The organism is Streptomyces sp. NPDC059037 (genome assembly GCF_042740015.1).
Lineage (GTDB): Bacteria > Actinomycetota > Actinomycetes > Streptomycetales > Streptomycetaceae > Streptomyces.
This window is the reverse complement of the sequence record NZ_JBHYIG010000011.1, coordinates 44,992-70,790: the sequence shown is the minus strand read 5'-3', so window position 1 is coordinate 70,790 and position 25,799 is coordinate 44,992. Positions and strand designations below refer to the sequence as shown.

Genomic DNA, 25,799 nt, shown 5'->3' with positions numbered 1-25,799 from the left:
TTTTTTTTTTTTCTGTGTGGGGTGGGGGGGGTGCGCGGGGGGCGGGGTGGGCGGGGGGCCGCGCCCCCCCCCCCCACCCCGCTGAGCGAAGCCGTGCAGGTCAGGTGCTTGTTGCTGGTGTGCGGACCGGGCCCGTTGACGTCACAAGCCCCTTGGAATGTCGCTGTCCGCCGGGAACTCGAAAGCGGTCACCAGGTCCTCGGCGCCGGAGCCGTAGGGGTAGTCGACGCGGGTGTAGATGACCGTGAACGCAGTGCCATGGCGGTCGGTGGTCGGATAGGCGCGGACGTCGTGTCCCCACGCGCGACGTCGGCTGATCTCGAAGCGGGCGTGAGACGCCGGGATCGCCCCCTTGGCGCCGAACCGTCTGCCCGACAGGCAGACGAAACGAGCCGGATCAGGTTCGATGTGGACGCGGTGCCGGAAGAGACCGAACACGGGACAACTCCTCAGGTCAGGTGGGGTGTTCAGGCGGCGCACTGTTCTTCGGGGTAGGCGCAGGGCACGCACATGCCGAGTGAGGCCGGGATGCAGTACCCGGCGTCCTGCCGGCAGACCGGGCAGGTGCGGCGGGCGCGCATCGCCTTGGCGAGCGCGGACTGCTTGCCCGGGGTCATCGGGCGGACCGGCTTGGCCAGGTCGATGCGGTAGAGGTAGGCGATCAGCGGCCCGCGCCTATAGCGCGGCCGGAAGATCTCGCCCTGTACGTCCTGGCCACCTGGCCGCAGACCCAGGGCCCGCAGTTGGCGGCGGGTCGCAAGCCCGTCCGGCGCGCAGCGCCAGAGGTAGCTGGGCAGGCGTGACGCCGTGGTGGGCTGCGCCATGCACTTGGCTTGGGTGAAGGACATCAGGCGGCCATCCGCTCTTCGCGGATCTCCTGTAGGCGGGCGTTGACCCAGCCGACCGACCAGCCGGTGCGGTCGGCGATGGTGCGTACCGAGTCGCCCGCGGCGTGTCCGGCGCGGACCGTGGCGAGCGCGTCGCTCTCGTTCATTTTGGCCGCGGACCGGGTGTTCACCGGCCGTGGCTGCGGGGTCGCCTTGGGCCGTGTGGCGCGTTCACGAGCGGCAGCCTCAGCGCGTTCACGGGCTTCGCGTTCACGCTGTTCACGCGCGGCTCGCTCTTGCTGTTCACGCCGCTGGCGATCTGCCCGCTCACGTTCCTCGCGCTCTTGCTCGAACTGGCGTTGCTCGCGCCGCTCGCGCTCTTCACGCTCGGCCGCCTCGCGACGCAACCGCTCTTCGTATTCGCGCTGCTCACGCCGCTCTGCCGCCTCCCTCTCGGCCCGCTGGGCTTCGAGGCGTTCGGCGTGCTCGCGCACCTCGCGCTCACGGCGTTCACGGGCCTCGCGCTCGCGTTCACGCTCCTGCCGCGCCGCCTGTTCACGCGCCGTGCGCTCGGAGCGTTCACGCTCGGCCTGCTCGGCCTGTTCACGCGCGATGTCGTCCAGACGACGGGAGATCGTTTGCCGGTAGGCGAGCCCGGCCTCCCCCGTCGCGATGAGCAGTGCCGGGGCGACGATGTGAACACCCACACCGACGAGATCACCCTTGAGGGCGGAGTCTCCGATGTTGAGCGCCACCGTCATCAATCCGGTGAGCCACCGCAGAATGGCCGGCCACTTCCCGGCATCGCCCCCGAGCCGGGCCACCGTGGAATCCAGACGGATCACGATGACGACGGCGGAGTCGACCACGATCGGCAGGATCGGCGCGGTCCAGTCCCAGGCATCCGGGGTGACGCGCTCCACGAGCGGCGTGACCGTCAGGACGCTGAAGAGGATCGCACCGAAGGTGATGGTCCAGGTGCCCAGGCTCAAGGTGCGTTCCGCGCCCGCGAGTTGCTTGGGCGTCATCGCGGCTACTTTCATGCCGCACCGCCCCTCAGGCGGCGCAGTCGCCGACCGTGCAGCACCCACCCGACGAACGCCAGCGCGCTGCCGCCTGCCACGACGAGCTGCCATGCACGGGTGTGCGTGGCGAAGACAAACCCGGTGGCGGTCATCGTCACCACGGCGCCGATCAGGATCAGCGCGAGCGCAAGGCCGCTCGGAGACGGAGGGCTCGGAGTCCGGGTGCTCATGCCGACCCCTCCCCGAACTGCGGGTTGGCCAGGCCGGTGAGTTCGGCGATCTCGTCGCCGCTCAGCACGGTGTGCGCGTCCATGGCGTGCGCCACGGTGCTGATCTCGCGCCACAGGTGGCTGATCTTGCGGCGGGCCATGCCCTGCACCATCGCCCAGGACTTGCCGCCGGTCGGGACGTGGCCACGGCCGATCGCAAAGCCGTGCTGCGCGAGGATGTCGATGGCCTGCTCGCGGTCGTGGAGGGCCGCGCAGCCGGCTGCCCGTTCCGGCGTCCACAGCCCGTAGGCCATCAGGTAATTGACCTGGGCGATGGATCCGGCCGCGGCCTGCGCGGCGAACCGCCACGCGTGCACGCTGCGCGTCTCGTAGGCGGTGCTGCCGGTCACGCACCAGCCGCCCTCTTCGGGCGTCCAGGCGATGACCTCGCTGGTCACCACCCGCATGCCGTAGGCCAGGGCGAGCACGGCGTGACCAGCCTCGTGGAAGGCCATGCCCAGCCGGGCCTGCTCGTAGGTGAGCGGCATGGCGAGCCGCGGCTTGGGGCATCCGGTGTGGTCCACGAGCAGTTCGGGAGCGGGAGCGGTGGAGTTCATGCCGCCGCCCCCTTGCTGACGCGCCCACGGCGCACGGCCGTCCGCGCGAGCGGGATGACGTTGAACAGCTCCGGGGCGTGCTCCTCGATCGCCGTGGCGGCGATGCGGGCCACGGCGTCCGGCAGGTCCTGGTAGTCGGGGTGGGCGAGGATGTCGCGGGCCGCGTCCAGCCGGGCGGCACGCTCCTGGCTGCTCTCGCCCTCGCTGCCGAGCCACAGCTGAACGGGGGTGCCAAGGGCGAGTTCGATGTAGTCGTCATCCGAGATGACCTGGTGACTTCCGATGTACGCACGCATGGGGTGACTCCTGGATTCGAAGGGAGAAGGCGCCGGGGCGGCCTCGGTCTTTGGCGAGAGGCGGCCGCCCCGGCGAAGGCGGGGTCAGACGGTGGCGATGAGGAGCGCGGCGACCAGGAGCCACAGGTGGTGAAAGGACTGGTCAAGGGCGTAGGCGCCGGTACCGATATGCGGGTTGTCGTCCCGGTCGGGGCGCGGGGCACCCAGCCGGTAGAACTCGCCCTTGCCGGTCACCTTGGCCAGCCACGCGAGGGTGGTGCGGCGGTCGGCCCACCAGTGGGTGACCGCGTCGATACCCAGGCCCAGCACCAAGCCGAGCCCGGTCACCGAGAGGTTCAGCAGCCACAGCACCGGCAGCAGCAGCGCGAGCTTGGTGGCGGTCAGGGTGGCCACGTGCCGGGCATCGGCGAGGCGGCCGACCCAGCCGGGACGGCCCTTGTGGGCGGACTGACAGGAGGTCTGCACCCAGTGATCGCCCACGCTGTGGGCGACGTACAGGGCGACGAACACGGCAGCGAACACGGCAGCCATCGGGCAGCTCCTGGAATCGGGGCGGGGAAGGACCGGGGCTGATCAGGCGTTGCGGACGCGGCCGGAGACGCTGTCGGCGGACACGCTCAGGTGCCGGGCACCGGAGAGGCGGACGTCACCGGAGACGCTGTGCGCGCTCAGGTGCCCGGACGCGGCGGCGGTGGCCTGCACGCGGATGTCACCCGAAGTGGCGCTGAGCTCGGCCTGGCGTCCGTCGTACAGGGCCACCTCGATGTCGCCGGAGACCGAGCGCGCGGTGATCTGCTCGGTGACCCGGTTGACCCGGACATCGCCGGAGGTGCTGTTCACCGTGAGGTCGCGGACGTTGCAGGCGTCCAGATCACCGGAGACGGAGCGGATCTCCATCCGGTCGACGTCGCCCCACACCACGGTGTCCGCCGATGTGGTGGACAGACCGAAGGACGACCCGACGGGCAGGTGCACCGTGGCCTCGATCGGGCTCACGGTCGGCATGCCGCTCGAAGAGCCGGTGACGATCCGGCCGTTGACGATGGTCATGCCGGTCACCGAGCCGCGCACGGTGCCCATGCTCTGCGTGACGCGGTTGCCGCGCACGCTGGTCACCATCACGTTGCCGGGCATCTCCGGTACCTCGATGCCGAGCGCCTGCCCGTTCTGCTCGCTCCGGGCTCGGTTGACTGCGTCGGCGGCGGGCCCGGTGCTGTCGTCGGTGTGCAGCACCACGCGAGCGGTCGTGAGGGCCTCACTGACGTTCACGTGCACGTGGCCGACCGGCAGGGACAGGCCCAGCACGATCGGGCCGGCGGACTGGGAGTCGAAGGTGCGCTCGGTCATGGCGGATCTCCTGTTTCGCTCGAAGGGCGGGGCGGTCGCGGTCCTTATGGCGAGAGGGCGACCGCCCCGGAGAAGGCCTCAACGCCGTGAGCACGGCGGAGGCGAGCGCCCCGACCAGGAGTCGAACCCGGCCTGCGACCATCGGGGCGGTTGGCGAGCGGGCGTTGGGCCCGGTCAGCCGGTCACTTGCGGTAGAAGCCGTTGCAGTTGGTGGCCAGGTGGTTCAGGCAGGCCGCGCAGTCCTCGTTCCACTTGAGGCCCTTGTGAGCGGCAGGGTCGTGGGCGTGCTGCCAGCACTGCGGGCACTGATTGGGCGGACACGGCGGGATACCGAACAGGCCCATGGCGGGCTCCTCTCGGATCGCGGGCTCGGGGCTGTCCCGTGCTCCCCCTCAACCGGGCCGGTGCGAGACGGGCCCGGCGGGCAACCGGTCAGCGCCCGAAAGGCCAGCGCCCCTTCTGCTCATTGATTTCGTAGATCGGCTTGTGCCGCCGGAAGCCGTCCGGCAGCGAGATCACAGCGGTCCCGTTCTGGAGGCCAACAACCGTGTACGTCTCGCCCTCGTGCTCCACCTCGGAGCCCATCAGGTCGCCCTCAAGGTGGTCGTGGTCGGTGCGCTTACGCATGAGCAGCCCTCTCTCGTAGTCGTCGGTGGTCGTGCGCGCCCCGGGCCGGGAGTCGAACCCGGCCTGCGACCTTCGGGCAGTGGAAGCGAGGGCCTGGCCCTCGCGAAGGTGCTGCGGATTTCAGATCACGCAATGCCAGTCACCGCCCCGGAGGGCGGATCCGGGCAGGTCACCCGGCCCGACATGGTCGGTCGGGATGGTGACCCGCACCCATCGACCGCACCTGTTCATGCGGCTGGGTCGGCACTCTGTTGAGTTCTCCACAGCGCGTACTCCGGGCCGTACATCCGGGCGCTGTTCATGCAGGTCAAGCAGGTCGATCAAGCGTTTCTGCCTTCCGGGGTGAGCCGGACTGTGGCGCGCTTGATGCAGTACCTGTATTACAGGTACTGCATGAGGGTTCCGTCAAGTACCTCGGCGGAACTCTCTGGTTTCGCGCCGGGACTTCTTGGCGCACCATCAGAATCACTGCAGGTGAGGGGAGTTAGTCACCCCATGCATGGACAGCTCTGGTTGATCTGGCTACCTTCAGGACGTCCCTAGACGTCCCCTCGGGGGTGAAGATGTCCAACGAGCGTCTACGGTCAGCCCTGTTGGCTCAGGGCATGACCGTGCAAGACCTGGCAGACGCCATCGAAGTGAACCCGAAGACAGTCGAGCGCTGGATCACGAAAGGCAAGGTTCCATACCGGCGACATCAGTACGCCACGGCAGCAACGCTCAAGGTGGATGTGACAACCCTGTGGGACGACTCCCGCGCTGCCGAGACCTCCGCAGACCTGAGCAAGGCGGAGATTGTGGCCGTCTATCCGCACAGGCACGTCGTACCCCCCGGCCTGTGGCGGGAGATGTACGCGCGAGCAGAGAAGCACTTGGACGTGCTCGTCTACTCCGGGCTGTTCCTGTCAGAGGATCCGCAGTTTCACAACCTTCTCCGGTCGAAGGTGGAGGAAGGAACCAACCTCGGGCTCTGCCAGATCAGGATTCTGCTCGGCGAGCCGGACTGCTCGGCCGTCAAACAGCGCGGAGTCGACGAAGGGCACGGCGTGATGGACGGGAAGATTCGCAACGCCTTGGTGAACTACCGCCCACTCTTTGAGAGCCACTCCGAAATCCTCTTCAGGCTGCACGACACGACGCTCTACAACTCCATCTACCGCGCCGATGACGAGATGCTCGTAAACCCCCACGTGTACGGCATCGGCGCGTACATGGCGCCCGTCTACCACCTGCGGCGCCTTCCGGGCGGCGGCCTGTTCGACACGTATGCGAATAGCCTGGAGCAGACCTGGGGCGGCGCTCGCCCTGTCACGACAGAAGACTTCAGGGGAGTTTGAGCATGGGACGCATTGATTACCTCCACGACCCCGACGCCCCGCCGGCCAACTCGGTGGTCCCGTCAGTGGTGGCGTTCGTGCAGAACGGGGCGGGACAGGTACTGATGATCCAGCGCTCCGACAATGGTCGATGGGCCCTGCCTGGTGGCGGCCACGACGCTGGCGAGTTCATCAGTGACACCGTGGTGCGGGAGGTTTGGGAAGAGACTGGCATCAAGGTCGAGATCATCGACATGTCCGGGATCTACACCGACCCTGGCCACGTACTGGCCTACGACGATGGTGAAGTCCGGCAGCAATTCAGCATCTGCTTCCGAGCCAGGCCGATTGGCGGGGAACTGCAGACGAGCAACGAAACGACTCAGGTCCGCTGGGTTGCCCCAACGGACCTGGCAGACTTCGATATTCATCCGACTATGCGTCTCCGAATCGAGCACGCCATGGACGCGTCACGTCCAACGCCCTACATCGGCTGATGTGTTGACGCTGCACTCAATGAAGCCAGTCGTGCAAGTACCCGCGCACTGCTTGCCAGGATCTCAGGCTCGGCACGCCGGATAAACGTGCCGATCAGGCTGTCGGCCCCGTAGCGTCCGGCAATTTCGTTCACGCGGTCCACAGGGTTGGTGGGCGCCCCGTCAGGCGTCGTGTTCATGTCGCAGTGGCAGAGCGCATCATTCAGGTTCGAGTTCTCGCGGGGGAACTCTCGTTCCAACTCCTCGCGTAGGTCCCTAGCCTCGGCCTCCATCCACGCGCACGAATGGTGCGCGACTAGCCGAACGATCCGCTCATCTACGTGCGCCACGTTCCGCAGATGTCGGGCCCCATCCAACGGGTGAAAGCCAGTGACAGCGAGATCGGGCGCGTAGCCGATGTCATGGAGTACCGCGGCGGCTTCAAGCAGCTTGGCGTCCGGGCCGAGCATCGGGGCAAGGGCCCGCGCACGCTCGGCCACCCCCAGCGAATGCTTCCACCGACGTCGCAGTGGCCCGGCGAGCAGCGATTCAGCGAGGTCGTAAGCCCATTCCACCGATTCGGGGGTATCCAAGTCAGGAACGCTCCTCTCGGCTCGGCAGGGCCAGCACGGTTCGCGGCTTCCCCTGTCGTCCTTCGGACAGCAGACCAGCGGCTTCCAGTTTGTCGAGCGCCTTGCTGACCGTCGGTCGCGAGACGTCGAACCGAGCAGTCAGCGCGGATGCGCTGGGGAACGGGTCCCCAACCTTGAGCTTGTCTTGCGTGATCACATCCGTGATCCGTTCAGCCAATGGCCGGCGGTCCGACGCCTCCCCCTGCCTGATGACCCTCCAACGGCCGCCAGGGACTCTCTCCGCGACGCCCTCACTCTGAAGCACACCGAAGACTCGCAGCGCAACACCTCGCGAGACGCCGTGATCCTTCATCAGCTCAGCCGCCGACGGCAGCTCTGCCATGTCCGGGTCACTCTGGATCTGCGCTTTCAGTACGTCGGCGATCTTCAGGAATGTCCCCCGAGGGCTGGCCTGTTGCGACACTCGCTCTCCCTCTCTCCTCACCCGTCGTCATGCTCAAGCCTCGCACGTGCGCAGAGGAGCGCGGCACCAGCACGCCATCCGCGGGCGTCGACCTGCGTGGCGGGGCCTAACTGTTCCCAGAGGGCACAACGAGGGCACAACGCCTCCAGCAGCGTTCAACGGCAACCAACGCCAGCAAACACCGTATTGCCTGGTCAGCGGGTTGCCTTGACAGCCTCCGCAGAGAATGCCCGAAGGGGCAGCACCCCCGCACAGGGTGCTGCCCCTTCATCGTGGACCGGGACCGTCGCCGCATCGGTTCTGAGGGTCGGGGACACGGCGACGGTCCCGGGGCTTTACCGGTGGTCGCTGCCCGTGGAGTGGGAAGCGGCGCGGCCTGCCTCCAGGCGGGCCACCGGGATGCGGAACGGCGAGCAGGAGACGTAGTCCAGGCCCACCTCGTGGAAGAAGTGCACGGACTCCGGGTCACCGCCGTGCTCGCCGCAGACGCCGAGCTTGAGGTCGGGGCGGGTGGCGCGGCCGGCCTTGACCGCGTCCTTCACCAGCTTGCCCACGCCGTCCTTGTCGATCGTCTCGAACGGGGAGACACCGAAGATGCCCTTCTCCAGGTATGCCGTGAAGAAGGAGGCCTCGACGTCGTCCCGCGAGAAGCCCCAGACCGTCTGCGTGAGGTCGTTCGTGCCGAAGGAGAAGAACTCCGCGGCCTCCGCGATCTGGTCCGCCGTGAGCGCGGCGCGCGGGAGTTCGATCATCGTGCCGAGGGCCAGCTTCAGGTCCACGCCCGTCGCCTCGACGACCTCCGCGATGACCTGCTCGGCCTCCTCGCGGACGATCTCCAGCTCCTGGACCGTGCCGACGAGCGGAATCATGATCTCCGCACGCGGGTCGCCCTTGGCGTTCTTCCGCTCGGCCGCCGCCTCGGCGATCGCACGGACCTGCATCGTGAACAGGCCGGGGATGACGAGACCCAGGCGTACGCCGCGCAGGCCCAGCATCGGGTTCTGCTCGTGCAGGCGGTGGACCGCCTGCAGCAGGCGCAGGTCGTTCTCGTTGGAGTCCTTGCGGGACTCGGCGAGGGCGACGCGGACCGAGAGCTCCGTGATGTCCGGGAGGAACTCGTGCAGGGGCGGGTCCAGGAGGCGGACCGTGACCGGGAGGCCGTCCATCGCCTCGAAGAGTTCGACGAAGTCGCGCTTCTGGAGGGGGAGCAGCTCCTTCAGGGCTTCCTCGCGCTCGTCGTCCGCGTCGGCGAGGATCAGGCGCTCGACCATCTCGCGGCGCTCACCGAGGAACATGTGCTCGGTGCGGCACAGGCCGATGCCCTGCGCGCCGAAGCGACGGGCACGGAGGGCGTCCTCCGCGTTGTCCGCGTTGGCGCGGACCCGCAGGCGGCGTACCCGGTCCGCGTACGCCATGATCCGGTGCACGGCGGCGACCAGCTCGTCGGCGTCGTCGGCGCCCGCGTGCATACGGCCCTCGAAGTACTCGACGACCGGGGAGGGGACCACGGGCACCTCGCCGGCGTAGACCTTGCCGGTGGAGCCGTCGATGGAGACGACGTCGCCCTCTTCGATGACGGTGCCGCCGACCGTCATGCGGCGGCGCTTGGTGTCGACCTCCAGGTCCTCGGCGCCGCAGACACAGGTCTTGCCCATGCCGCGGGCCACCACGGCCGCGTGCGAGGTCTTGCCGCCGCGGGAGGTCAGGATGCCCTCGGCCGCGATCATGCCGTCGAGGTCGTCGGGGTTGGTCTCACGGCGGATCAGGATGACCTTCTCGCCCGAACGCGACCACTTGATGGCCGTGTACGAGTCGAAGACCGCCTTGCCGACCGCGGCACCCGGTGACGCGGCGATGCCGCGGCCGAGCTGCGACACCTTCCCGCCTTCGTCTCCCTCCGCGTCGAAGCGCGGGAACATCAGCTGCGCGAGCTGCGCGCCGTTGACGCGCTGCAGCGCCTCGGCCTCGTCGATCAGGCCCTGGTCGACGAGCTGCGTCGCGATGCGGAAGGCGGCACCGGCGGTGCGCTTGCCGACGCGGGTCTGCAGCATCCACAGCTGACCGCGCTCGATGGTGAACTCGATGTCGCACAGGTCCTTGTAGTGCGTCTCGAGCGTTTCCATGATCTGCATGAGCTGGTCGTACGACTTCTTGTCGATCTGCTCCAGATCGGCGAGCGGGACGGTGTTGCGGATGCCCGCCACGACGTCCTCGCCCTGCGCGTTCTGCAGGTAGTCGCCGTACACGCCCTGGTGGCCGCTGGCCGGGTCGCGGGTGAACGCGACGCCCGTGCCGGAGTCCGGGCCGAGGTTGCCGAAGACCATGGAACAGATGTTGACCGCGGTGCCGAGGTCGCCGGGGATGCGCTCCTGGCGGCGGTAGAGCTTGGCGCGGTCGGTGTTCCAGGACTCGAAGACCGAGCGGATCGCGAGGTCCATCTGCTCGCGCGGGTCCTGCGGGAAGTCGCGGCCGGCCTCGGTCTTGACGATCTTCTTGAACTTCGTGACCAGCTTCTTCAGGTCCGCGGCCTCGAGGTCGGTGTCGACCGTGACCTTCTTGGCGGCCTTGGCGGCCTCCAGCGCGTCCTCGAAGAGCTCGCCGTCGACGTCCAGGACGGTCTTGCCGAACATCTGGATGAGGCGGCGGTAGGAGTCCCACGCGAAGCGGTCGTCGCCGGACTGCTTGGCCAGGCCCGTCACCGACTTGTCGGAGAGCCCGATGTTCAGGACGGTGTCCATCATGCCGGGCATCGAGAACTTGGCGCCCGAGCGGACCGAGACGAGCAGCGGGTCGTTGGCCTGACCCAGCTTCTTGCCCATCTGCTTCTCAAGGGCGTCGAGGTGTGCACTCACCTCGTCGCGCAGCTCGACCGGCTCCTCGCCGCTGGCGAGGTAGGTCTTGCACGCCTCGGTGGTGATCGTGAAGCCCGGGGGGACGGGCAGGCCGAGGTTGGTCATCTCGGCGAGGTTCGCGCCCTTCCCGCCGAGAAGGTCCTTGAGGTCCCTGTTGCCCTCGGTGAAGTCGTAGACGAACTTCACGCCCGCATCGCTCTGCGTCGCTACGTGGGGATCTTTGTTTTCCGACACGGGTCTCGACTCCTCGAGGACTCGGTGGCTGCCCTGACGGCGAGGAACATACCCAGATCGAAGGCACCTGGGTACGTCCACTTGTGCGTCATACGGCTGTAACCACCCGTCCGCCAGTAGATCGAAAGTGACTCGGCGGTAGGTCCTCACGCAACGATGCGTTCAAGTCTTGAACGATCAACCCCTGTAGAACCAGGGATTTGCTCAGATGAGCAGAGAAATCTCAGATGTGAGTTCACCCTTTGAATGATCGAGCATTGGCACTGAGTGCCACCCCTTGGAGAAGTGCATTCGCCCAAGATCCGCTCATCTGAGCGCAACCCCTATCAGGGGTGGCGAGAATCACGCTGTCCGGAGGGGCCCGATGTCAGCATCCGGACCCCGATCCGGACGGTCGCGCCGCCGTCATACGCCGAGCGCCGCGAGCCGCTCCTCGGCCCGCCCCGGCGCGTACAGGTGCTCCACCACCAGCGCACCCGCCCCGACCAGGCCCGCACGCTCGCCGAGCCGCGATGTGACGATCTCCAGATGGGCCGTGGAGCGCGGCAGGGCCCGCTGATAGAGGAGTTCGCGCACGCCCGTGAGAAAGGGAGTTCCGGCCAGATCTCCGGCGATCATCAGTACCCCGGGGTTGAGCAGCGTGACGACGGTCGCGAGCACCTCGCCCACCCGGCGCCCCGCGTCCCGCGCGAGCCCGACGGCCTCCGGGTGCCCGGCGTCCAGGAGCGCGCGGACATCTGAGCCGGACGCCGCGGGGACGCCCGCCGCGCTCAGCTGAGCGGCCACCGCTCGCCCGCTGGCCACGGCGGCCAGGCAGCCGTAGGACCCGCACTTGCAGAGGGCGGCGGCACCCCGTGTCCCGTCCATGACCCGTATGTGGCCGATGTCCCCGGCGCCGCCGTCGATGCCCCGGTACACCGCGCCGCCGACGACGACGCCCGCGCCTATGCCGGTGGAGACCTTGACCAGGGCGAAGGCCGAGCACTGCCGGTAGGAGGCGCGCTGTTCTCCGTACGCCATGAGGTTGGCGTCGTTGTCGACGAGGACCGGGAGGTCGGCGGGGCCGCCCGTGTGCTCGGCGAAGGCGCGGCTCAGGCGGCCCCTTATGTCGTACCCGTCCCAGCCCGGCATGATCGGCGGCTGGACGACCCGGCCCGTCTCGCTGTCGACGGGGCCCGGCACGGCGAGCCCGATGCCGCACACCGTGTCCGGGGCCCGCCCTGCCTTGCGCAGCAGCTCGGCGAAGCGGGCGCCGAGCTCGCCGAGGACCGCGTCCGGGCCATCCTCGATCGACAGCGGGCCCGCGTGCTCGGCGACGATCTCGCCGGTGAGGCCCAGCAGGGCGGTGCGGGCGTGCCGGGTCTCCAGGTCGGCGGCGAGCACCACGGCGTGGGCGTCGTCGAACTCCAGGCGGAGCGCGGGGCGCCCCCCGAGCGGTGATCCTCCGGGACCGCCCGCCCCCTCGCGCAGCCAGCCCGCCCGGAAGAGCCGGTCGAGGCGCTGGCCGACGGTGGCGCGGGAGAGTCCGGTGACCTGCTGGAGGGCGCCGCGCGTGGTGGCCCGCCCGCTGCGGACCAGGTCGAGAAGGTCACCGGCGCCGGCGTGCGGTCCGCCCGTGCGCCCTCCCGGAGCCTGCCCCATGTGCCCTCCCGCCGACTGCCCCGCACGACCCTCGCGAACCGACCTGTCCGGCATCCACTCTCCCCTTGCGCTCATCAACTCCACGTTACATATTGAGTTTTGCGTGTTAAGTAGACGTAACCCTATGCTGGATAACACCAAACTGACAGGGCGTCGAGCCCCTCGGGGAGATCCGCGTGGACCGCACGAACGTGACCCGCACGAACGTGGGCCGCACAGCCCAGCTGACCGCCCGCCCCGTCACGCCGCCCTCGCTGCGCGAACGCGCCGCCGATGTCCTGTGGGCCAACTGGACGGGGACGTCGACCGTCCCCTCCCGTGACCTGTATCCGCACCAGTGGTCCTGGGACTCCGCGTTCATCGCCATCGGGCTCCGTCATCTCTCCCCCTTACGGGCCCAGTTGGAGCTGGAGACGCTGCTCTTCGCGCAGTGGGGCGACGGCCGCGTACCGCACATCGTGTTCAACCCCGCCGTCCCGCTGGACGCCTACTTTCCCAGCCCCGACTTCTGGCGCTCCACGACGGCGGGACGCACCGCCGGGGCGCCCGGTGCCGTGCAGACCTCCGGCATCGTGCAGCCGCCGGTGCACGCCCTCTCCGCCTGGCTGGTGCACCGGGCCGACCCGGGCCTCTCCCGGGCCCGTTCCTTCCTGGCCCGCGTGCGTCCGCGCCTCGCCGCCTGGCACGGCTATCTGCTCGGCAGCAGGGACGCGGGCGGCGCGGGGCTCGCCTCCGTGGTGCACCCCTGGGAGCAGGGCATGGACAACAGCCCTTGCTGGGACGCCCCGTTGAGCCGGGTGACCCCAGCCGACCCGGCCGCCTACCGGCGGGCCGACCTGGACCACGGGGCAGCGGAGGACCGGCCGACCGACCTCGACTACGGCAGATATGTGCGCCTGGCCGCCGACTACCGCGACCGCCGGTACGCGGACGGGGCGGGCGAGTTCGCCGTCGAGGACCCGTCCTTCAACGCGCTGCTCATCGCCTCCGAGTACGCACTGGCCCGTATCGAGGCCGAGTTGGGTCTGCCGGACGCGGCCGCCGGGCGCGCGGCCCGCGCTGACGCCCTGACCGGGGTCCTCGTGGAGCGGCTGTGGGACGCGGCGGAAGGCATGTTCTTCTGCCGCGACCAGCTCTCCGGGGAGCTGGTGCCGGAGCGCGGCGTCGGCGGTCTGGTCCCGCTGATCCTGCCCGCGCTGCCGCCGTCCGTGGCCGCCGCGCTCGTCCGCACCGCGCACGGACCGCACTTCGGGCTCGGCGGCGCGGCGCGCCTCGTGCCGAGCTACGACCTCGCCGGGAGCGCCTTCGACCCCCGTCGGTACTGGCGCGGGCCCGCGTGGTTCAACACCAACTGGCTGCTGGAGCGGGGACTTCGGCTGCGCGGCGAGCGGGCGCGGGCGGACGGTCTGCGGCGCGCGCTGCTCGATGTGGCCGGGGAGTCCGGGTTCGCGGAGTACGTGGACCCGTACACGGGGCGGGGCTGCGGTGCGCGCGGCTTCGGCTGGAGCGCCGCGCTCGCCCTGGATCTGCTGCTCGACGATCCCGCCGGGCGTGACCAGGGAGGGTTCGCGGATGAGGGAGGGTTCTGGGGATGACTGAGGGACATCAACTGCTGGTGCGCGGCGGCACGTTCGCCACCATCGGCGCGAGCGGCGACATCAGCGGGGTGCGCGGCAGCGGCACGGCTCCGGACGGGCTCTTCGTCCGTGACGCCCGGCATCTGAGCCGCTGGCAGCTGACGGTCGACGGGGCCGTCCCCGAGATCCTCACGCCGGTGTCGCGGGCCGACGCGGAGGCGGGCGCCGGGCGGTGCGTCCTGGTGCCGCGCGGCGGCCGGCAGGAGCCTCCCGCGTACACCGTCTTCCGTGAACAGGCCGTCACCGACGGCACGTTCGTCGAGTGCCTTCGGGTCACCAGCAATCGCGGGGTGCCGACGACCGTGCAGGTCGCGCTGACCGTCGACGCCGACTTCACCGACCAGTTCGAGCTGCGGGCCGACCACCGTACGTACGCGAAGACGGGCGCCGTCAGGTCGCGGCGGGTCATCGGCGGCGGCGACGAAGGACCGGTCCTGGGCATCGAGTTCGGCTACCGGCGGCGCGAGTGGCGCTCCTGTACGACCGTGACCGCCGAGCCGGCGCCGGACGCCGTCGAGGAGACCGGGACCGGTGCGCGGCGCCTCGTCTGGTCCCTCGGCCTCGACGCGCACGGCACCGCGGAGGTGGCACTGCGTGCCGCGGCGCAGCCGCACGGCGCGCCGGAACCACAGGTCCCGGACGCACCGTCGGACGCCGTGCGCCAACTCGCGGCCGCCGAGGACGACTTCACCTCCGGCGTGACGCTCCCCGGCGCCTGGCCCGAGCTGGCGGCCGCGTGCCGCCGCGGACTCGCCGACCTCGCAGCGCTCCAGGTCCCCGCGTCGGGACCGGACGGCGAGGCCCTGCGCGTCCCGGCGGCCGGCGTCCCCTGGTTCCTCACGCTCCTCGGCCGCGACGCCCTCCTGACCTCCCTCTTCGCGCTCCCCTATCTGCCGCGCCTTGCCGCGGCGACGCTGCCCGCGCTCGCCGCGACGCAGGCCACGGAGTCCACCGAGGGCGCGGTCGCCCAGCCCGGCAAGATCGTGCACGAGGTGCGGCACGGGGAGCTCGCCCACTTCGGGCAGGTTCCGTACGGGCGCTACTACGGCTCGGTCGACGCGACCCCGCTCTTCCTCGTGCTGCTCGGCGCGTACACGGAACAGTCCGGCGACACCGCCCTGGCCCGCCGCCTGGAGCCGCACGCGCGGGCCGCCGTCGGCTGGATCCTGGACCACGGCGGGCTCACCTCGCGCGGCTATCTCGTCTACCGCGCGGACAAGGGCGGCCTCGCCAACCAGAACTGGAAGGACTCCCCCGGCGCGATCTGCTCCGCCGACGGAAGCCGCGCCACGGGCCCGGTGATGGCGGCGGGCGCGCAGGGATACGCGTACGACGCGCTCGGCCGCACCGCCTGGCTGGCCCGCACCGTCTGGGACGACAAGGTGTACGCCGATCTGCTCACGCAGGCGGCCGCCGACCTGCGGGACCGCTTCCAGCGGGACTTCTGGATGCCGGGGCAGGGCTTCCCCGCGCTCGCCCTGGACGGTGACGGCAACCAGGTCGATGCCCTCGCGTCGGACGCGGGCCATCTGCTCTGGTCCGGCCTCCTGGACAAGGAGTACGGCGAGGCGGTCGGGCGCCGCCTCCTGGAACCGGACTTCTTCTCGGGCTGGGGCGTACGGACACTGGCCGCGGGCCAGGCGGCGTACCACCCGCTGTCCTACCACCGGGGTTCGGTGTGGCCGCACGACAACGCGCTGATCGCGCTCGGCCTCGCGCGCTACGGCCTGCACGACGAGGCGCGCACGGTGGCCCGCGCGCTCGTGGCGGCGGCGTCGACGGGCGACGACCGGCTCCCGGAGGTGCTTGCGGGGTACGGACGCGAGGCGTACCCGGGTCCTGTGCCGTACCCGCACGCCTGCGTACGGGAGTCCCGTTCGGCGGCGGCGCCGCTGGCCCTGCTCACGGCGGTGGGAGGGGCGTAGCGGCCACCGGGAGGTCCTTGCCGAGGCGGGCCAGCGGGGAGAAGGCCATGTACAGCGGGGACAGCGTGAGGGCGATCGCGGTCACCAGGAGGGCGGTGCGCAGTCCCCACTGCGCGGCGAGCAGGCCGCCGAGCAGCGAGCCGAGCGGGGTCAGGCCCATGCCCACGAAGTTGATCGTCGCGACGACCCGGCCCTGCATCCGGACCGGCGTGACGGCCTGCCGCACGGCCATGACGGTGACGTTGACGAGCTGGCTGAAGGTGCCGAAGACGAAGTTGACCGCCATGAGCGCTACGAGCGTGCCGGTGCCGGAGCCGTGCAGTGCCGGTACGCAGAGCAGCGCCCCGTCGGCGGCGACCGCCGAGGACACGAGCACCACGCCGTGGCCGAACCTTCCCGGCAGCCGTGCGGCGAGGAGCGAGCCGACGACGGCGCCGGGCCCCGTCGCCGCCAGTGCGAGACCCACATCGGCGCCCGACAGGTGCAGCCCGCGCGGCAGGAAGAGCAGATAGACGGTCATCACGGCGGCGAAGGAGAACTGGAAGAGGGCGGATGCGATGCCCACCGCCCGCAACGAGGCGTCAGCGACGACGAGTTGGAGCCCTTCGCGGATCTGCCGCCGGACGCTGGGGAGCCGCTCGGCGTGCCGGTCCCGGTCCGGCATCGGCTCATCGCGGCGGATCCGCCGGATCGAGCAGAAGGACAGCAGGAAGAAGAACGCGCAGGACACCGCGGCGGCCGGCGCCGAAAGGAGCGTCACCAGCGCACCGCCGAGCGCGGGACCGCCGATCCGCGCGGCGGATCTGCTGCCTTCGAGGGCGCTGTTGCCGCGTATCAACTGATCGTGGCGTACTAGCCGTACGAGAGAGGCCTGGTAGGCCACGTCGAAGAACACGCTGAGCGCACCGACGGCGAAGGCGACGACGAGCAGCGCCGGAACGCCGAGTACGCCGAGGAGGTACGCGGCGGGAAGCGCGGCCAGGGCGACGGCGCGGGCGAGGTCGGCGGACACCATCACCGTGCGGGCCCGTCTGCGGTCCACCCAGGCGCCCGCGAAGAGCGAGAGCAGCAGGATCGGCGCCTGTTCCACGGCGCGCAGGACGCCGAGCTGCCTGGGGCCCGCGTCCAGGGCGAGCACGGCGATGAGCGGCAGGATCACCTGGCCCGACTGTTCGCCGAGCTGGGATGCGGTCTGGCCCACCCAGAGCCGGCGGAAATCACGGTCACGCCACACGAAAGCCCCTGGAGATGCTGAAGACGGTGCGCGGGAAAGCTCGCCGTGCCGCAGCTCAAGGGCAGCACGCGATGACAGGTCGGTCGTGACCTACGAAGTCAGCGCGCGCTCGGGTGACCGGGCATCTCAGCTCCTGGGAGGGTCGGTTGTCAGGAGCAAGGCTAAGGGGTCTTGCCGAAGTGCGCTGCGGATCCGCGCCCCGAAAGGGGCGCGGGGAACTGCGCGACCAGCCACATCCTGCCCGCAGATGACGCACCGGCCTGCCAGCGGAGCGCTCAGCCGCAGGGGGACCGGCCCGGCAGGGATTTACGCGGCGGTCTCCGGCTCCGGGAGCGCCATCAGCTCGCGCCGGTAACTCCCGGCGAGCGCGGCCGCCTTGGGGCCGCCGAGTGCGGCGACGCCGATCAGCCGCGCGTCCCGGTAGTAGCCGTAGAGCACGTCACCGTCGTACGACTCCGGGTCCCCCTGCAGGAGTTGGCAGCGTTCGGCGAGCCCCGGCTGGCCGAACGACTGGATGCGCATCGCGAACTGGTCGCTCCAGAAAGTCGGCAGCGGCGCGAAAGGCCCCAGGCCGTGCTCCCCGCCGGTGAGCCCGGCGACCAGGACGCGGGCCGCGTGCTTCGCGCTGTCGGAGGGGATCGACCAGTGCTCGACGCGCCGCGCGACCGGCCCGTACCGGGGGTTGGGGAAGCGCGCCACGTCCCCGACGGCCACCGCGTGCGGGAGGCCGCCGATGCGCAGATGCTCGTCGCAGAGGATGCCGTCGGTGAGGTCGATCCCCTCGGTGGCGGCCAGCCACTCCGCGTTGGGCAGTGACCCGACGGCCTCGACCAGGACGTCGGCCGCGCATCTGGTCCCGTCGTCCAACATCACATGACCATCGGTGAGTTCGGCGACCAGGCGGCCCATGCGGAAGCGCACCCCGTACGCCTCGTGCCGCCCCCGCAGTACGCGCGCCAGGCCCTCGCCGAGCGCCAGGATCATCGGCTCGGCCTCCGGCGCGACGACCGTCACCTGGCATCCCGCCTTGCGGGCGGTGGCCGCCACCTCACAGCCGATGAAGCCCGAGCCGATCACCAACACCCGTACATCTTCGTCGAGTTCGGTGCGCAGTCCCGCCGAGTCCTCCAGGGTGCGCACGACGTGCCGGGGCGGTCCCCCGGTGAGTGGGAGCCTGCGTGGCCGCACCCCCGTGGCGGCCACCAGACCCTCGTACGCATGCGTCGAACCATCGGCCAGGGTGAGTGTGCGCGCGGCCAGATCGGCGGAGACGACCGCCGTGCCGAGCCGCCACTCGACGTCCTGGATGCTGGGTCGGTGACGCAGCGCCGTTACGGTCGCGGGCGCCTCGCCCGCGAGGACCTCCTTGGACAACGGAGGCCGGTTGTAAGGGAGATGGGGCTCGGCCCCGTACACGGTGATCGCTTCCTGCCAGCCCGCCGCGCGCAGTTGCTCCGCCGCGCGCAGACCGCCGAGCGACGCGCCGACGACGGCGATTCCCGCCGGGGCCACGGCGGGTCAGCCCTCGACCCGGATGGCCTGCAGCGGGCAGACGTCGGCGGCGTCCTCGGCGTCGGCGCGCAGCGAGTCGTCGGGCGTGGCGACGTACGCGAGACGGCCGTCGTCGTCGAGCGTGAACACGTCCGGCGCGGCGAAGACGCACTGCCCGTGGTCCTGGCAGACATTCATGTCGACGGTGATCCTGAGCATCTCAACTCCCTTCTGTACGGGCTTCTGTACGTGCTTCTGTACGTGCTTCTGTACGTGCTTCTGTACGTGGGTGGATCAGCGGCGCGGCGGACGGACGCCGCGGAACTCCCAGTCGCCGCCGAAGGCCGTCGAGACGACCTCCTCGGACTCGGTGGGCTGGGCGCCGACGTCGGAGCGGATCGCCGTCGGCCCCGTGACGATGCGGTTCATGAGCCTGCCGAGGCCTTCGGCCTCCACCTCGACGATGTCGCCCGGCGCGACAGGACGGGAGTTGGCGGGGGTGCCGGACAGGAGCACGTCGCCGGGCTCCAGCGTGATCGTGCGGGCGATGTCGGCGACGAGATAGTGCATGTCCCACTCCATCTCGTCCGTCGAACCGTCCTGCACGAGCCACCCGTTGACGTACGTCCGCAGGTACTTGCCGTGGAAGTCCCAGCCGGTGACGAGTCCGGGGCCGAGCGGGCAGAGCGTGTCGGAGCCCTTGACGCGGAGCATCGAGCCGGCGTCGGTGTCGCGGAAGTCGTGCAGGCCGTAGTCGTTGGCGACGGTGTATCCGGCGATGTACGCGCCCGCGTCGGCGGGCGCGATGTTGCGGCACGTACGGCCGATGACGATGCCGATCTCGCCCTCGTAGTTGAGGTACTTGCAGCCGTCGGGGCGGACCACCGCACCGCCGTGGGCGTTGAGGGCGGAGACGGGCTTGTGGAAGAAGGTGGGAGCGGGCGGCAGGCCGATCCCGAACTCCTCGACCCTGCTGCGGTGGTTGAGGTGCACGGCGATGACCTTGGAGGGGCGTACGGGAGGCAGGTGGCTCGCTTCGGCCGCCTTGACGCGGCGGCCGTCGGCTGCGACCAGTTCATCGCCCTCGCGCACGACCTGGACGGCGGCTCCGCCGAGGAGGATCCGGCGGTATTCGGTGGTGGTGGTGGTGGTGTCGCTGCTGTCCGTCATGCGCTGGCCTCGGCCTCCATATCGGGGACGGCCGTCCAGCCTCCGGCGGGGCGGTCGAACCACAGGTGCATCTGTCCGGTGCCGACCGAGTTCTCGTACGCGCTGTAGGCGCGACCGGCGGCAGAGCACTGCTCTTCTCCGAGAGCACCGATCATCATCAGGTAGTGCCCGAAGCGCGCCTCGGGCTTGTGGGTGAGGAACTCCGGCATGGTGCGCAGGACTTGCGCGTGGTCGCCGCGCTCCAGCCACGCGATGCGCTGCTCGTCGGCGGCCCGCGCCTCGGGCGTACGGATGTGGCTGAGCCCGCTCGACTCGTGGTCGCGCAGCTGTCGCAGCGGCCAGAAGGTGTGCGAGAGGGCGCCGGACGCGATGAGGAGCACCTTGCGGTCGGGCAGCGCGGCGATGCCGTCGGCGAGCGCGCGGCCGAGCCGCAGATGGTCCTCGGTGTCTCCGGTCTGACAGACCCCGATCGAGACCCATTTCCTGGCGGGGAGGCCTTCGCCCAGGTACTTCCAGAGATTGATGGTGGCGTAGTACACGGGCAGGTACGGGTCGTCGATCGGGGTGATCCAGGTGCCGTGCCGCTCGGCGAACTGGGCGACGGAGTGGGCGAGTTCGGGGTCTCCGGGATAGTCGTACGGCATCCGGCTCATGCCGCGCGGCAGCTCCTCGGAGGTGTAGAGCCCGGCACGCCGGTCCTGTGCCGAGACGACGAACTCGACGGTGGTCGCCCAGTGCGAGTCGAGCACGACGACGGTGTCGTACGCGAGCGTCTCGAAGACCTCCTCGCGCAGCCGCCGCAGGCCGGGCACGAGGCTGATCTCGCGGCCTTCGTTGAGCTCTTTGCGGGTCTCCTCGGGGAGCACGATGGTCGGCACGTGGGCGAGCAGACCCGCCCCGACGATCTCACCCATGGCGGACCCGACCTTCCCCAAGCTCTCGGCTCCGCTCGAGCAGGGGAGGCCCCACTGGCGCTGTCACGGTGTTCTTCAGATCGCAGTAGAAGTCGAAGGACCAGTCGCCGCCCTCGCGCCCGATGCCGGACTGGCGGGAGCCGCCGAAGGGTGCGGAGAGGTCGCGTACGAAGAAGCAGTTGACCCAGACCGTTCCGGCGACGAGCCGTGCGGTGACCCGGCGGGCGCGGTCGTGGTCGCCGGTGGCGAGGGTGGCCGCGAGACCGAAACGGGTGCCGTTGGCGAGGCGCACGGCCTCGTCCTCGTCGCCGTCGGGAAAGGTCTGGAGGGTGAGGACGGGCCCGAAGACCTCCTCCTGGACGATCTCGGAGTCCTGGGCGACGTCGGTGAGGAGGGTGGGGAGGTAGTAGTTCCCGCCGAGGCGCGCCATCAGTTGCTCGTTGGGGCCGCCGCCTACGACGGCTTTGGCGCCCGCGTCCAGGGCGCGCCGCACGAATCCGTCGACGCGCTCGATGTGCCGGGGGTCGATGTTGGGCCCGAGATCAGTGCTCTCGTCGCGTGGATCTCCCTGGGTCAACTTCGTTACCCGGTCAAGAAAGAGACCGAGGAAGGCATCGCGTACGGATTCCTCGACCAGGATGCGCGTGGCGGCCAGGCAGACCTGCCCCGCGTTGTCGAACTGCTCGACGGCGAGATCGGCGGCCAGCTCCAGATCGGCGTCGGCGAAGACGAGCAGCGGCGACTTGCCGCCGAGTTCGAAGCTGCACGGCACGAGGTGCGCGGCGGCCGTCTCCGCGATGCGCCGCGCGGTCGGCACGGACCCGGTGAAGCTGATCCGGCGCACGTCCGGGTCGGCGGTGAGCGGCGCCCCGACCTCGACCCCGTACCCCTGCACGACGTTGAGAACCCCGGGCGGAAGGCCCGCCTCGTGCGCGATGTCCGCGAGGAGCGAGGCGGTCAGCGGGGTCCACTCGGCGGGCTTGAGCACGACGGTGGAGCCGGCCGCGAGCGCCGGCGCGACCTTCCAACTGGCCAGCATCAGCGGGGCGTTCCACGGCGTGATGAGGACGGCGGGTCCCGCCGGATCCCAGCTCACGTGATTGACGTGCCCCCGGGTCTCGAAGTCGTCGTGGGCGAGGGCCAGCAGGCGGTCGGCGAAGTAGCGGAGGTTGTGGGCGACGCGGGGCATGACGCCGCGGCGGTGCGAGCGCAGCAGGGCGCCGTTGTCGGTGGTCTCGACGATCGCGAGGTCCTCGGTGCGGGCCTCGACCCCGTCGGCGACGGCGTGCAGGAGCCGGGCCCGTTCGGCGGGCGGGGTGGCGGCCCAGCCGGGAAAGGCGGCATGGGCGGCGGCCACGGCGGCGCGCGCCTCGGCGGCACCGCCGCGGGCGATCTCGGCGAGCGGCGCGCCGTCGATCGGCGAGCGGTCGGTGAAGGTGGCGGCGGATGCGACGCGTTCGCCGCCGATCCAGTGGCGGGTGTCGACGGGGATGCCTGCGACGATCGCGAGGGGTGAGATGGGCGCGGCGTCCGGGGCCTCCAGGGCGTCCGGGGCACGCGGGGCGTCGGCCGGTGGTCCGGGAGCGGGGGGAGCCATGGCATCCTCCAGTTCGCCAGTTCGTTTGAACCCAAACAACATTATGAGCGCGGAGTCGGTCGGGTCAACCCCTCGATGGGGGCGCAGTGTTGGACTACCGTTTGAGACCAAACGAATTGCGCCACTCCCCCTCCGGAGGCATCCATGCCGGACGACGCCCTGTCCACCAGCAGCCACCAGGACTGGATCCGGCGGGCCGACGCGCTCGTCCCCGAGCTGCCCACCCGGCACCGCGTCGCGGGCGCCGATGCGGACGGTTCGGGCGGCGCGTTCCCCGTCGTCTCACCCCGCGACGGCCGCACCCTCGCGCTGGTCGCGGACGCGGGCGAGAAGGAGGTGGACCTCGCGGTCGCCGCCGCCCGCCGGGCCTTCGACACCGGGCCGTGGCCGCGCCTCTCCCCCGCCGACCGGGGCCGGACCCTGCTGCGGATCGCTGCTCTCATCGAGGAGCACCGCTCCACTCTCGCCCTCACGGTCACCCTGGAGAACGGCAAACCGATCTCCGAGTCGTACGCGATCGAGCTGCGCGCCCTGGCGAACACCTTCCGCTGGTACGGCCAGCTCGCCGACAAGCTGACCGACACGTCCCCGCACACGGAGCCCGACACGCTGGCCCTCGTCACACGGGAACCCTCCGGCGTCGTCGGCGCGGTGGTCCCCTGGAACTTCCCGCTCACGCTCGCCGCCTGGAAGCTGGCCCCGGCGCTCGCGGCGGGCTGCACGGTGGTCCTCAAACCCTCCGAACTCACGCCCCTGTCCGCCCTGTTGCTCGGCAGGATCGCCGACGATGCGGGGCTGCCGCCCGGCGCCCTGAACGTCGTCGCGGGCGACGGCCCGACCGCGGGCCGCGCGCTCGGCCGCCACCCTGGCGTGGACGTCCTCGCGTTCACCGGCTCCACGGCCGTGGGCCGCCACTTCCTGCGCCACGCCGCCGACTCCAACCTCAAGCGGGTCTGGCTCGAGCTCGGCGGCAAGTCCCCCAACATCGTCCTGCCCGACGCCCCCGACCTGGCGGCGGCAGCGGCCACCGCGGCCTGGGGCATCTTCTTCAACCAGGGCGAGATGTGCACGGCGCCCTCGCGGCTGCTCGTGCACGAGTCGGTGGCGGAAGAGGTGACGGCGGCGGTCGTCGAGCGGGCCGGGACGCTGCGGGTCGGCGATCCCCTGGACCCGGCCACGGAGATGGGGGCGCTGGCCGGTACGGCGCGGGTGGACTCCGTCCAGGAGCATGTACGCCGGGGCGCGCAGGACGGTGCCCGGCTGCGCGCCGGGGGCACCCGGCTCGAAGTCGTCCCTGGCGGCAGCTACTTCTCCCCCACGGTCTTCGACCAGGTCACCCCGCAGATGCCCCTGGCCCGCGAGGAGATCTTCGGCCCGGTCCTCGCCGTCCTCACCTTCGGCTCACTCGACGAGGCGGTCGCCCTCGCCAACGACACGGCGTACGGCCTCGCGGCCGGGCTCTGGACCTCGGACCTGTCGACCGCGCACACGGTGGCGCGCCGGCTGCGGGCGGGCACGGTGTGGGTCAACTGCTACGAGGAGGGCGACGTGACGGTGCCGTTCGGCGGCTACAAGCAGTCGGGGAACGGGCGGGACAAGTCGCTGCACGCGCTGGAGAAGTACACGGAGCTGAAGACGACGTGGATCCAGCTTTGATCGGGGGAGCTTGAGGACGAACCCGGCGGAGCCGGTGACGACGGTACGCAGGACTCTGGTCAGTCGACGCTCCGCACATGCCGCAACAGCACCATCGCCGCGACGGCCAGGACGGCGACGACGGCCGCGGCGACACCGGCGGCGAGGTTCAGTCCCCCGGTGAACGCCTCACGGGCAGGTTCGATGACCTGGGCGCCCAGCGGCCCCGGCAGCTCACGGGCCACGGCCTCGGCACCGGTCAGGGTGGATCCGGCCGCCCCCGAGGCAGCCCCCGAGAGGCCGTCCGGGAGCGTGCCGGTGATCTCGTTCCGGTACGCGGCGGTGACGACGCTGCCGAGACCGGCGACGCCCAGCGCGATGCCGAACTCCATCCCCGTCTCCGACATCGCCGCGGCCGAACCGGCCTTCTCCGGCGGGGCCGAGCCGACGACCAGATCGGTGCCGAGCACCATCATGGGACTGATGCCGGTGTAGACGAGTACGAAGCCGGTCACCAGTAGCGGCAGCCCGCCGGCACTGTCCACCTGGGTGATGAGCCCGTAGCCGAGCACCGAGATGAGCAGCGCGCCTCCGACGACGTGACCGGGACGCACCTTTCGCGTGATCACCGGCGTCAGCGAGGAAGCGGCGATCAGCGCGACCGCCGCGGGCAGGAGCCACAGACCGGCCTCGATGGGAGAGAGGCCCTGGACCAGTTGCAGATACTGGGTGATGAACAGATAGAGACCGCCCATGGTGCCCAGGCCGAGCAGCAGGACCAGCAGCGCGGCGCTGAACGCCCGGTTCCTGAACAGCCGCAGGTCCAGCAGCGGATCGGCAAGACCGCGCTGGCGGAACACGAACAGCAGGCCCAGGACCGTACCGATCACCATCGCAGCGACTGACAGTACGTCAAATCCATGCTCGGCAAGGCGCTTGAGGCCGTACACGACCGGAAGCACCGCACCGAGCGACAGCGCCACGCTGGCCGGGTCGACGCGGCCCGCTCCCGGATCCCGGTACTCCGGCAGCAGCAGCGGCGCGGCCACGACGAGCACGACCATCACCGGTACGCCGAGCAGGAACACCGAGCCCCACCAGAACCGTTCGAGGAGCGCACCACCCAGGACGGGGCCGACCGCGATCCCGACGGAGAAGCAGGTCACCCACACACTGATGGCAACGCCGCGCTGCCGGGGGTCCTTGAACATATTGCTGATCAGGGCCAGCGAGGAGGGCATCAGCGTGGCGCCCGTGATGCCGAGCAGCGCACGGGCGGCGATCAGCATCTCGGGGCTGGTGGACGTCGCGGCGAGGACCGAGGCTGCGCCGAATCCGACCGCCCCGATCATCAGCAGCTTGCGGCGGCCGATCCGGTCGCCCAGCGTTCCCATCGTCACCAGGAGGCCCGCGATCATGAACCCGTAGATGTCGACCGCCCACAGCAACTCCGTGGCGCTGAACCGGAGATCGGCGCTGATCTCGGGGACGGCGAGGTTCAGCACGGTCGCGTCCAGTGCCAGCAGAATCGTGGGCAGCGTGAGCACGAGGAGCCCGAGCCATTCCCGGGGCCCGGCCCTGAGAGCCGCGTCGGCTCGGGTGTCTGTGGTCATGGGAACCCTCCGTGGTCCGTGGTGCGTCCGCGCCCAGGTGTTCCGGGCGCCGTCCGAGCT

The 25,799-nt window shown here is 70.5% G+C and carries 26 protein-coding genes; 5 read left to right on the top strand and 21 right to left on the bottom strand.

Annotated elements, in window-relative coordinates; translation table 11 throughout:
* Positions 1 to 141: 141 nt before the first annotated feature.
* From ACFWY6_RS04535 to ACFWY6_RS04490, 10 genes are all read right to left on the bottom strand, one after another.
* Entirely contained in the window at positions 142 to 438 is a 297-nt protein-coding gene (locus ACFWY6_RS04535; RefSeq protein ID WP_384686291.1) for a hypothetical protein, read from the bottom strand.
* A gap of 29 nt (positions 439 to 467) precedes the next feature.
* Entirely contained in the window at positions 468 to 848 is a 381-nt protein-coding gene (locus ACFWY6_RS04530; RefSeq protein WP_384686289.1) for an RRQRL motif-containing zinc-binding protein, read from the bottom strand.
* The gene (locus tag ACFWY6_RS04525) at positions 848 to 1,819 is read right to left on the bottom strand and encodes a DUF2637 domain-containing protein (protein WP_384686288.1); all 972 of its coding nucleotides are present in this window, start codon (positions 1,817 to 1,819) and stop codon (positions 848 to 850) included. The genes ACFWY6_RS04530 and ACFWY6_RS04525 overlap by 1 nt, the downstream gene beginning before the upstream one ends.
* 47 nt (positions 1,820 to 1,866) lie before the next feature.
* Entirely contained in the window at positions 1,867 to 2,082 is a 216-nt protein-coding gene (locus tag ACFWY6_RS04520) for a hypothetical protein (protein ID WP_384686286.1), read from the bottom strand.
* Entirely contained in the window at positions 2,079 to 2,678 is a 600-nt protein-coding gene (locus tag ACFWY6_RS04515; RefSeq protein ID WP_384686284.1) for a hypothetical protein, read from the bottom strand. The genes ACFWY6_RS04520 and ACFWY6_RS04515 overlap by 4 nt, the downstream gene beginning before the upstream one ends.
* Positions 2,675 to 2,974: a hypothetical protein gene (locus ACFWY6_RS04510; protein ID WP_384686282.1), complete on the bottom strand. Its 300-nt coding sequence runs from the start codon at positions 2,972 to 2,974 to the stop codon at positions 2,675 to 2,677. The genes ACFWY6_RS04515 and ACFWY6_RS04510 overlap by 4 nt, the downstream gene beginning before the upstream one ends.
* Positions 2,975 to 3,058: 84 nt before the next feature.
* Entirely contained in the window at positions 3,059 to 3,505 is a 447-nt protein-coding gene (locus ACFWY6_RS04505; RefSeq protein ID WP_384686280.1) for a transcriptional regulator, read from the bottom strand.
* A gap of 42 nt (positions 3,506 to 3,547) precedes the next feature.
* Positions 3,548 to 4,321, bottom strand: coding sequence for a DUF4097 family beta strand repeat-containing protein (locus ACFWY6_RS04500; RefSeq protein ID WP_384686278.1), 774 nt, complete (start codon positions 4,319 to 4,321; stop codon positions 3,548 to 3,550).
* 182 nt (positions 4,322 to 4,503) lie between these two features.
* The gene (locus tag ACFWY6_RS04495) at positions 4,504 to 4,665 is read right to left on the bottom strand and encodes a pRL2-8 (protein ID WP_384686277.1); all 162 of its coding nucleotides are present in this window, start codon (positions 4,663 to 4,665) and stop codon (positions 4,504 to 4,506) included.
* Between the two features lie 88 nt (positions 4,666 to 4,753).
* Positions 4,754 to 4,948 carry a hypothetical protein gene (locus tag ACFWY6_RS04490; protein ID WP_384686275.1) on the bottom strand — a complete coding sequence of 65 codons (195 nt, stop codon included), beginning with the start codon at positions 4,946 to 4,948 and terminating at the stop codon, positions 4,754 to 4,756.
* 605 nt (positions 4,949 to 5,553) lie between these two features.
* Between ACFWY6_RS04490 and ACFWY6_RS04485 the strand changes: the two genes are divergently transcribed.
* Positions 5,554 to 6,285, top strand: a complete 732-nt coding sequence (locus ACFWY6_RS04485; RefSeq protein ID WP_384686273.1) for an XRE family transcriptional regulator — start codon at positions 5,554 to 5,556, stop codon at positions 6,283 to 6,285.
* Between the two features lie 2 nt (positions 6,286 to 6,287).
* Positions 6,288 to 6,761, top strand: a complete 474-nt coding sequence (locus ACFWY6_RS04480) for an NUDIX hydrolase (RefSeq protein ID WP_384686271.1) — start codon at positions 6,288 to 6,290, stop codon at positions 6,759 to 6,761.
* Here ACFWY6_RS04480 and ACFWY6_RS04475 read toward each other — a convergent pair.
* From ACFWY6_RS04475 to ACFWY6_RS04460, 4 genes are all read right to left on the bottom strand, one after another.
* A complete protein-coding gene (locus ACFWY6_RS04475) occupies positions 6,749 to 7,333 on the bottom strand; it encodes an HD domain-containing protein (RefSeq protein WP_384686270.1) in 585 nt (194 codons plus the stop codon). The two genes, ACFWY6_RS04480 and ACFWY6_RS04475, sit on opposite strands and share 13 nt — an antisense overlap.
* A 1-nt stretch (position 7,334) precedes the next feature.
* Entirely contained in the window at positions 7,335 to 7,796 is a 462-nt protein-coding gene (locus tag ACFWY6_RS04470) for a GntR family transcriptional regulator (protein ID WP_384686268.1), read from the bottom strand.
* Positions 7,797 to 8,131: 335 nt separating this feature from the next.
* Positions 8,132 to 10,882 carry a pyruvate, phosphate dikinase gene (gene ppdK / locus ACFWY6_RS04465; RefSeq protein WP_384686266.1) on the bottom strand — a complete coding sequence of 917 codons (2,751 nt, stop codon included), beginning with the start codon at positions 10,880 to 10,882 and terminating at the stop codon, positions 8,132 to 8,134.
* Between the two features lie 405 nt (positions 10,883 to 11,287).
* Positions 11,288 to 12,523 carry an ROK family protein gene (locus ACFWY6_RS04460; RefSeq protein WP_384686264.1) on the bottom strand — a complete coding sequence of 412 codons (1,236 nt, stop codon included), beginning with the start codon at positions 12,521 to 12,523 and terminating at the stop codon, positions 11,288 to 11,290.
* Positions 12,524 to 12,729: 206 nt separating this feature from the next.
* Between ACFWY6_RS04460 and ACFWY6_RS04455 the strand changes: the two genes are divergently transcribed.
* Positions 12,730 to 14,118, top strand: coding sequence for a hypothetical protein (locus ACFWY6_RS04455; protein ID WP_384686297.1), 1,389 nt, complete (start codon positions 12,730 to 12,732; stop codon positions 14,116 to 14,118).
* Positions 14,115 to 16,085, top strand: a complete 1,971-nt coding sequence (locus tag ACFWY6_RS04450; protein WP_384686262.1) for a glycogen debranching N-terminal domain-containing protein — start codon at positions 14,115 to 14,117, stop codon at positions 16,083 to 16,085. The genes ACFWY6_RS04455 and ACFWY6_RS04450 overlap by 4 nt, the downstream gene beginning before the upstream one ends.
* Here the strand turns inward: ACFWY6_RS04450 and ACFWY6_RS04445 are convergent.
* The 6 genes from ACFWY6_RS04445 to ACFWY6_RS04420 all read right to left on the bottom strand — a co-directional run bounded on the left by ACFWY6_RS04445 (position 16,063) and on the right by ACFWY6_RS04420 (position 22,491).
* Positions 16,063 to 17,319: an MFS transporter gene (locus tag ACFWY6_RS04445; RefSeq protein WP_384686260.1), complete on the bottom strand. Its 1,257-nt coding sequence runs from the start codon at positions 17,317 to 17,319 to the stop codon at positions 16,063 to 16,065. The genes ACFWY6_RS04450 and ACFWY6_RS04445 overlap by 23 nt on opposite strands.
* 306 nt (positions 17,320 to 17,625) lie before the next feature.
* Positions 17,626 to 18,831, bottom strand: a complete 1,206-nt coding sequence (locus ACFWY6_RS04440) for an NAD(P)/FAD-dependent oxidoreductase (protein ID WP_384686258.1) — start codon at positions 18,829 to 18,831, stop codon at positions 17,626 to 17,628.
* Positions 18,832 to 18,837: 6 nt separating this feature from the next.
* Positions 18,838 to 19,029, bottom strand: a complete 192-nt coding sequence (locus ACFWY6_RS04435) for a ferredoxin (RefSeq protein WP_384686257.1) — start codon at positions 19,027 to 19,029, stop codon at positions 18,838 to 18,840.
* 75 nt (positions 19,030 to 19,104) lie between these two features.
* A complete protein-coding gene (locus tag ACFWY6_RS04430; RefSeq protein WP_384686255.1) occupies positions 19,105 to 19,980 on the bottom strand; it encodes a fumarylacetoacetate hydrolase family protein in 876 nt (291 codons plus the stop codon).
* A complete protein-coding gene (locus ACFWY6_RS04425; protein ID WP_384686253.1) occupies positions 19,977 to 20,894 on the bottom strand; it encodes a 3,4-dihydroxyphenylacetate 2,3-dioxygenase in 918 nt (305 codons plus the stop codon). The genes ACFWY6_RS04430 and ACFWY6_RS04425 overlap by 4 nt, the downstream gene beginning before the upstream one ends.
* Positions 20,887 to 22,491, bottom strand: a complete 1,605-nt coding sequence (locus ACFWY6_RS04420; protein ID WP_384686251.1) for an aldehyde dehydrogenase — start codon at positions 22,489 to 22,491, stop codon at positions 20,887 to 20,889. The genes ACFWY6_RS04425 and ACFWY6_RS04420 overlap by 8 nt, the downstream gene beginning before the upstream one ends.
* 144 nt (positions 22,492 to 22,635) lie before the next feature.
* Between ACFWY6_RS04420 and ACFWY6_RS04415 the strand changes: the two genes are divergently transcribed.
* Entirely contained in the window at positions 22,636 to 24,147 is a 1,512-nt protein-coding gene (locus ACFWY6_RS04415; RefSeq protein ID WP_384686249.1) for an aldehyde dehydrogenase, read from the top strand.
* Positions 24,148 to 24,206: 59 nt separating this feature from the next.
* Here ACFWY6_RS04415 and ACFWY6_RS04410 read toward each other — a convergent pair whose 3' ends face one another.
* Positions 24,207 to 25,739: an MFS transporter gene (locus ACFWY6_RS04410; protein WP_384686247.1), complete on the bottom strand. Its 1,533-nt coding sequence runs from the start codon at positions 25,737 to 25,739 to the stop codon at positions 24,207 to 24,209.
* Between the last annotated feature and the right edge of the window lie 60 nt (positions 25,740 to 25,799).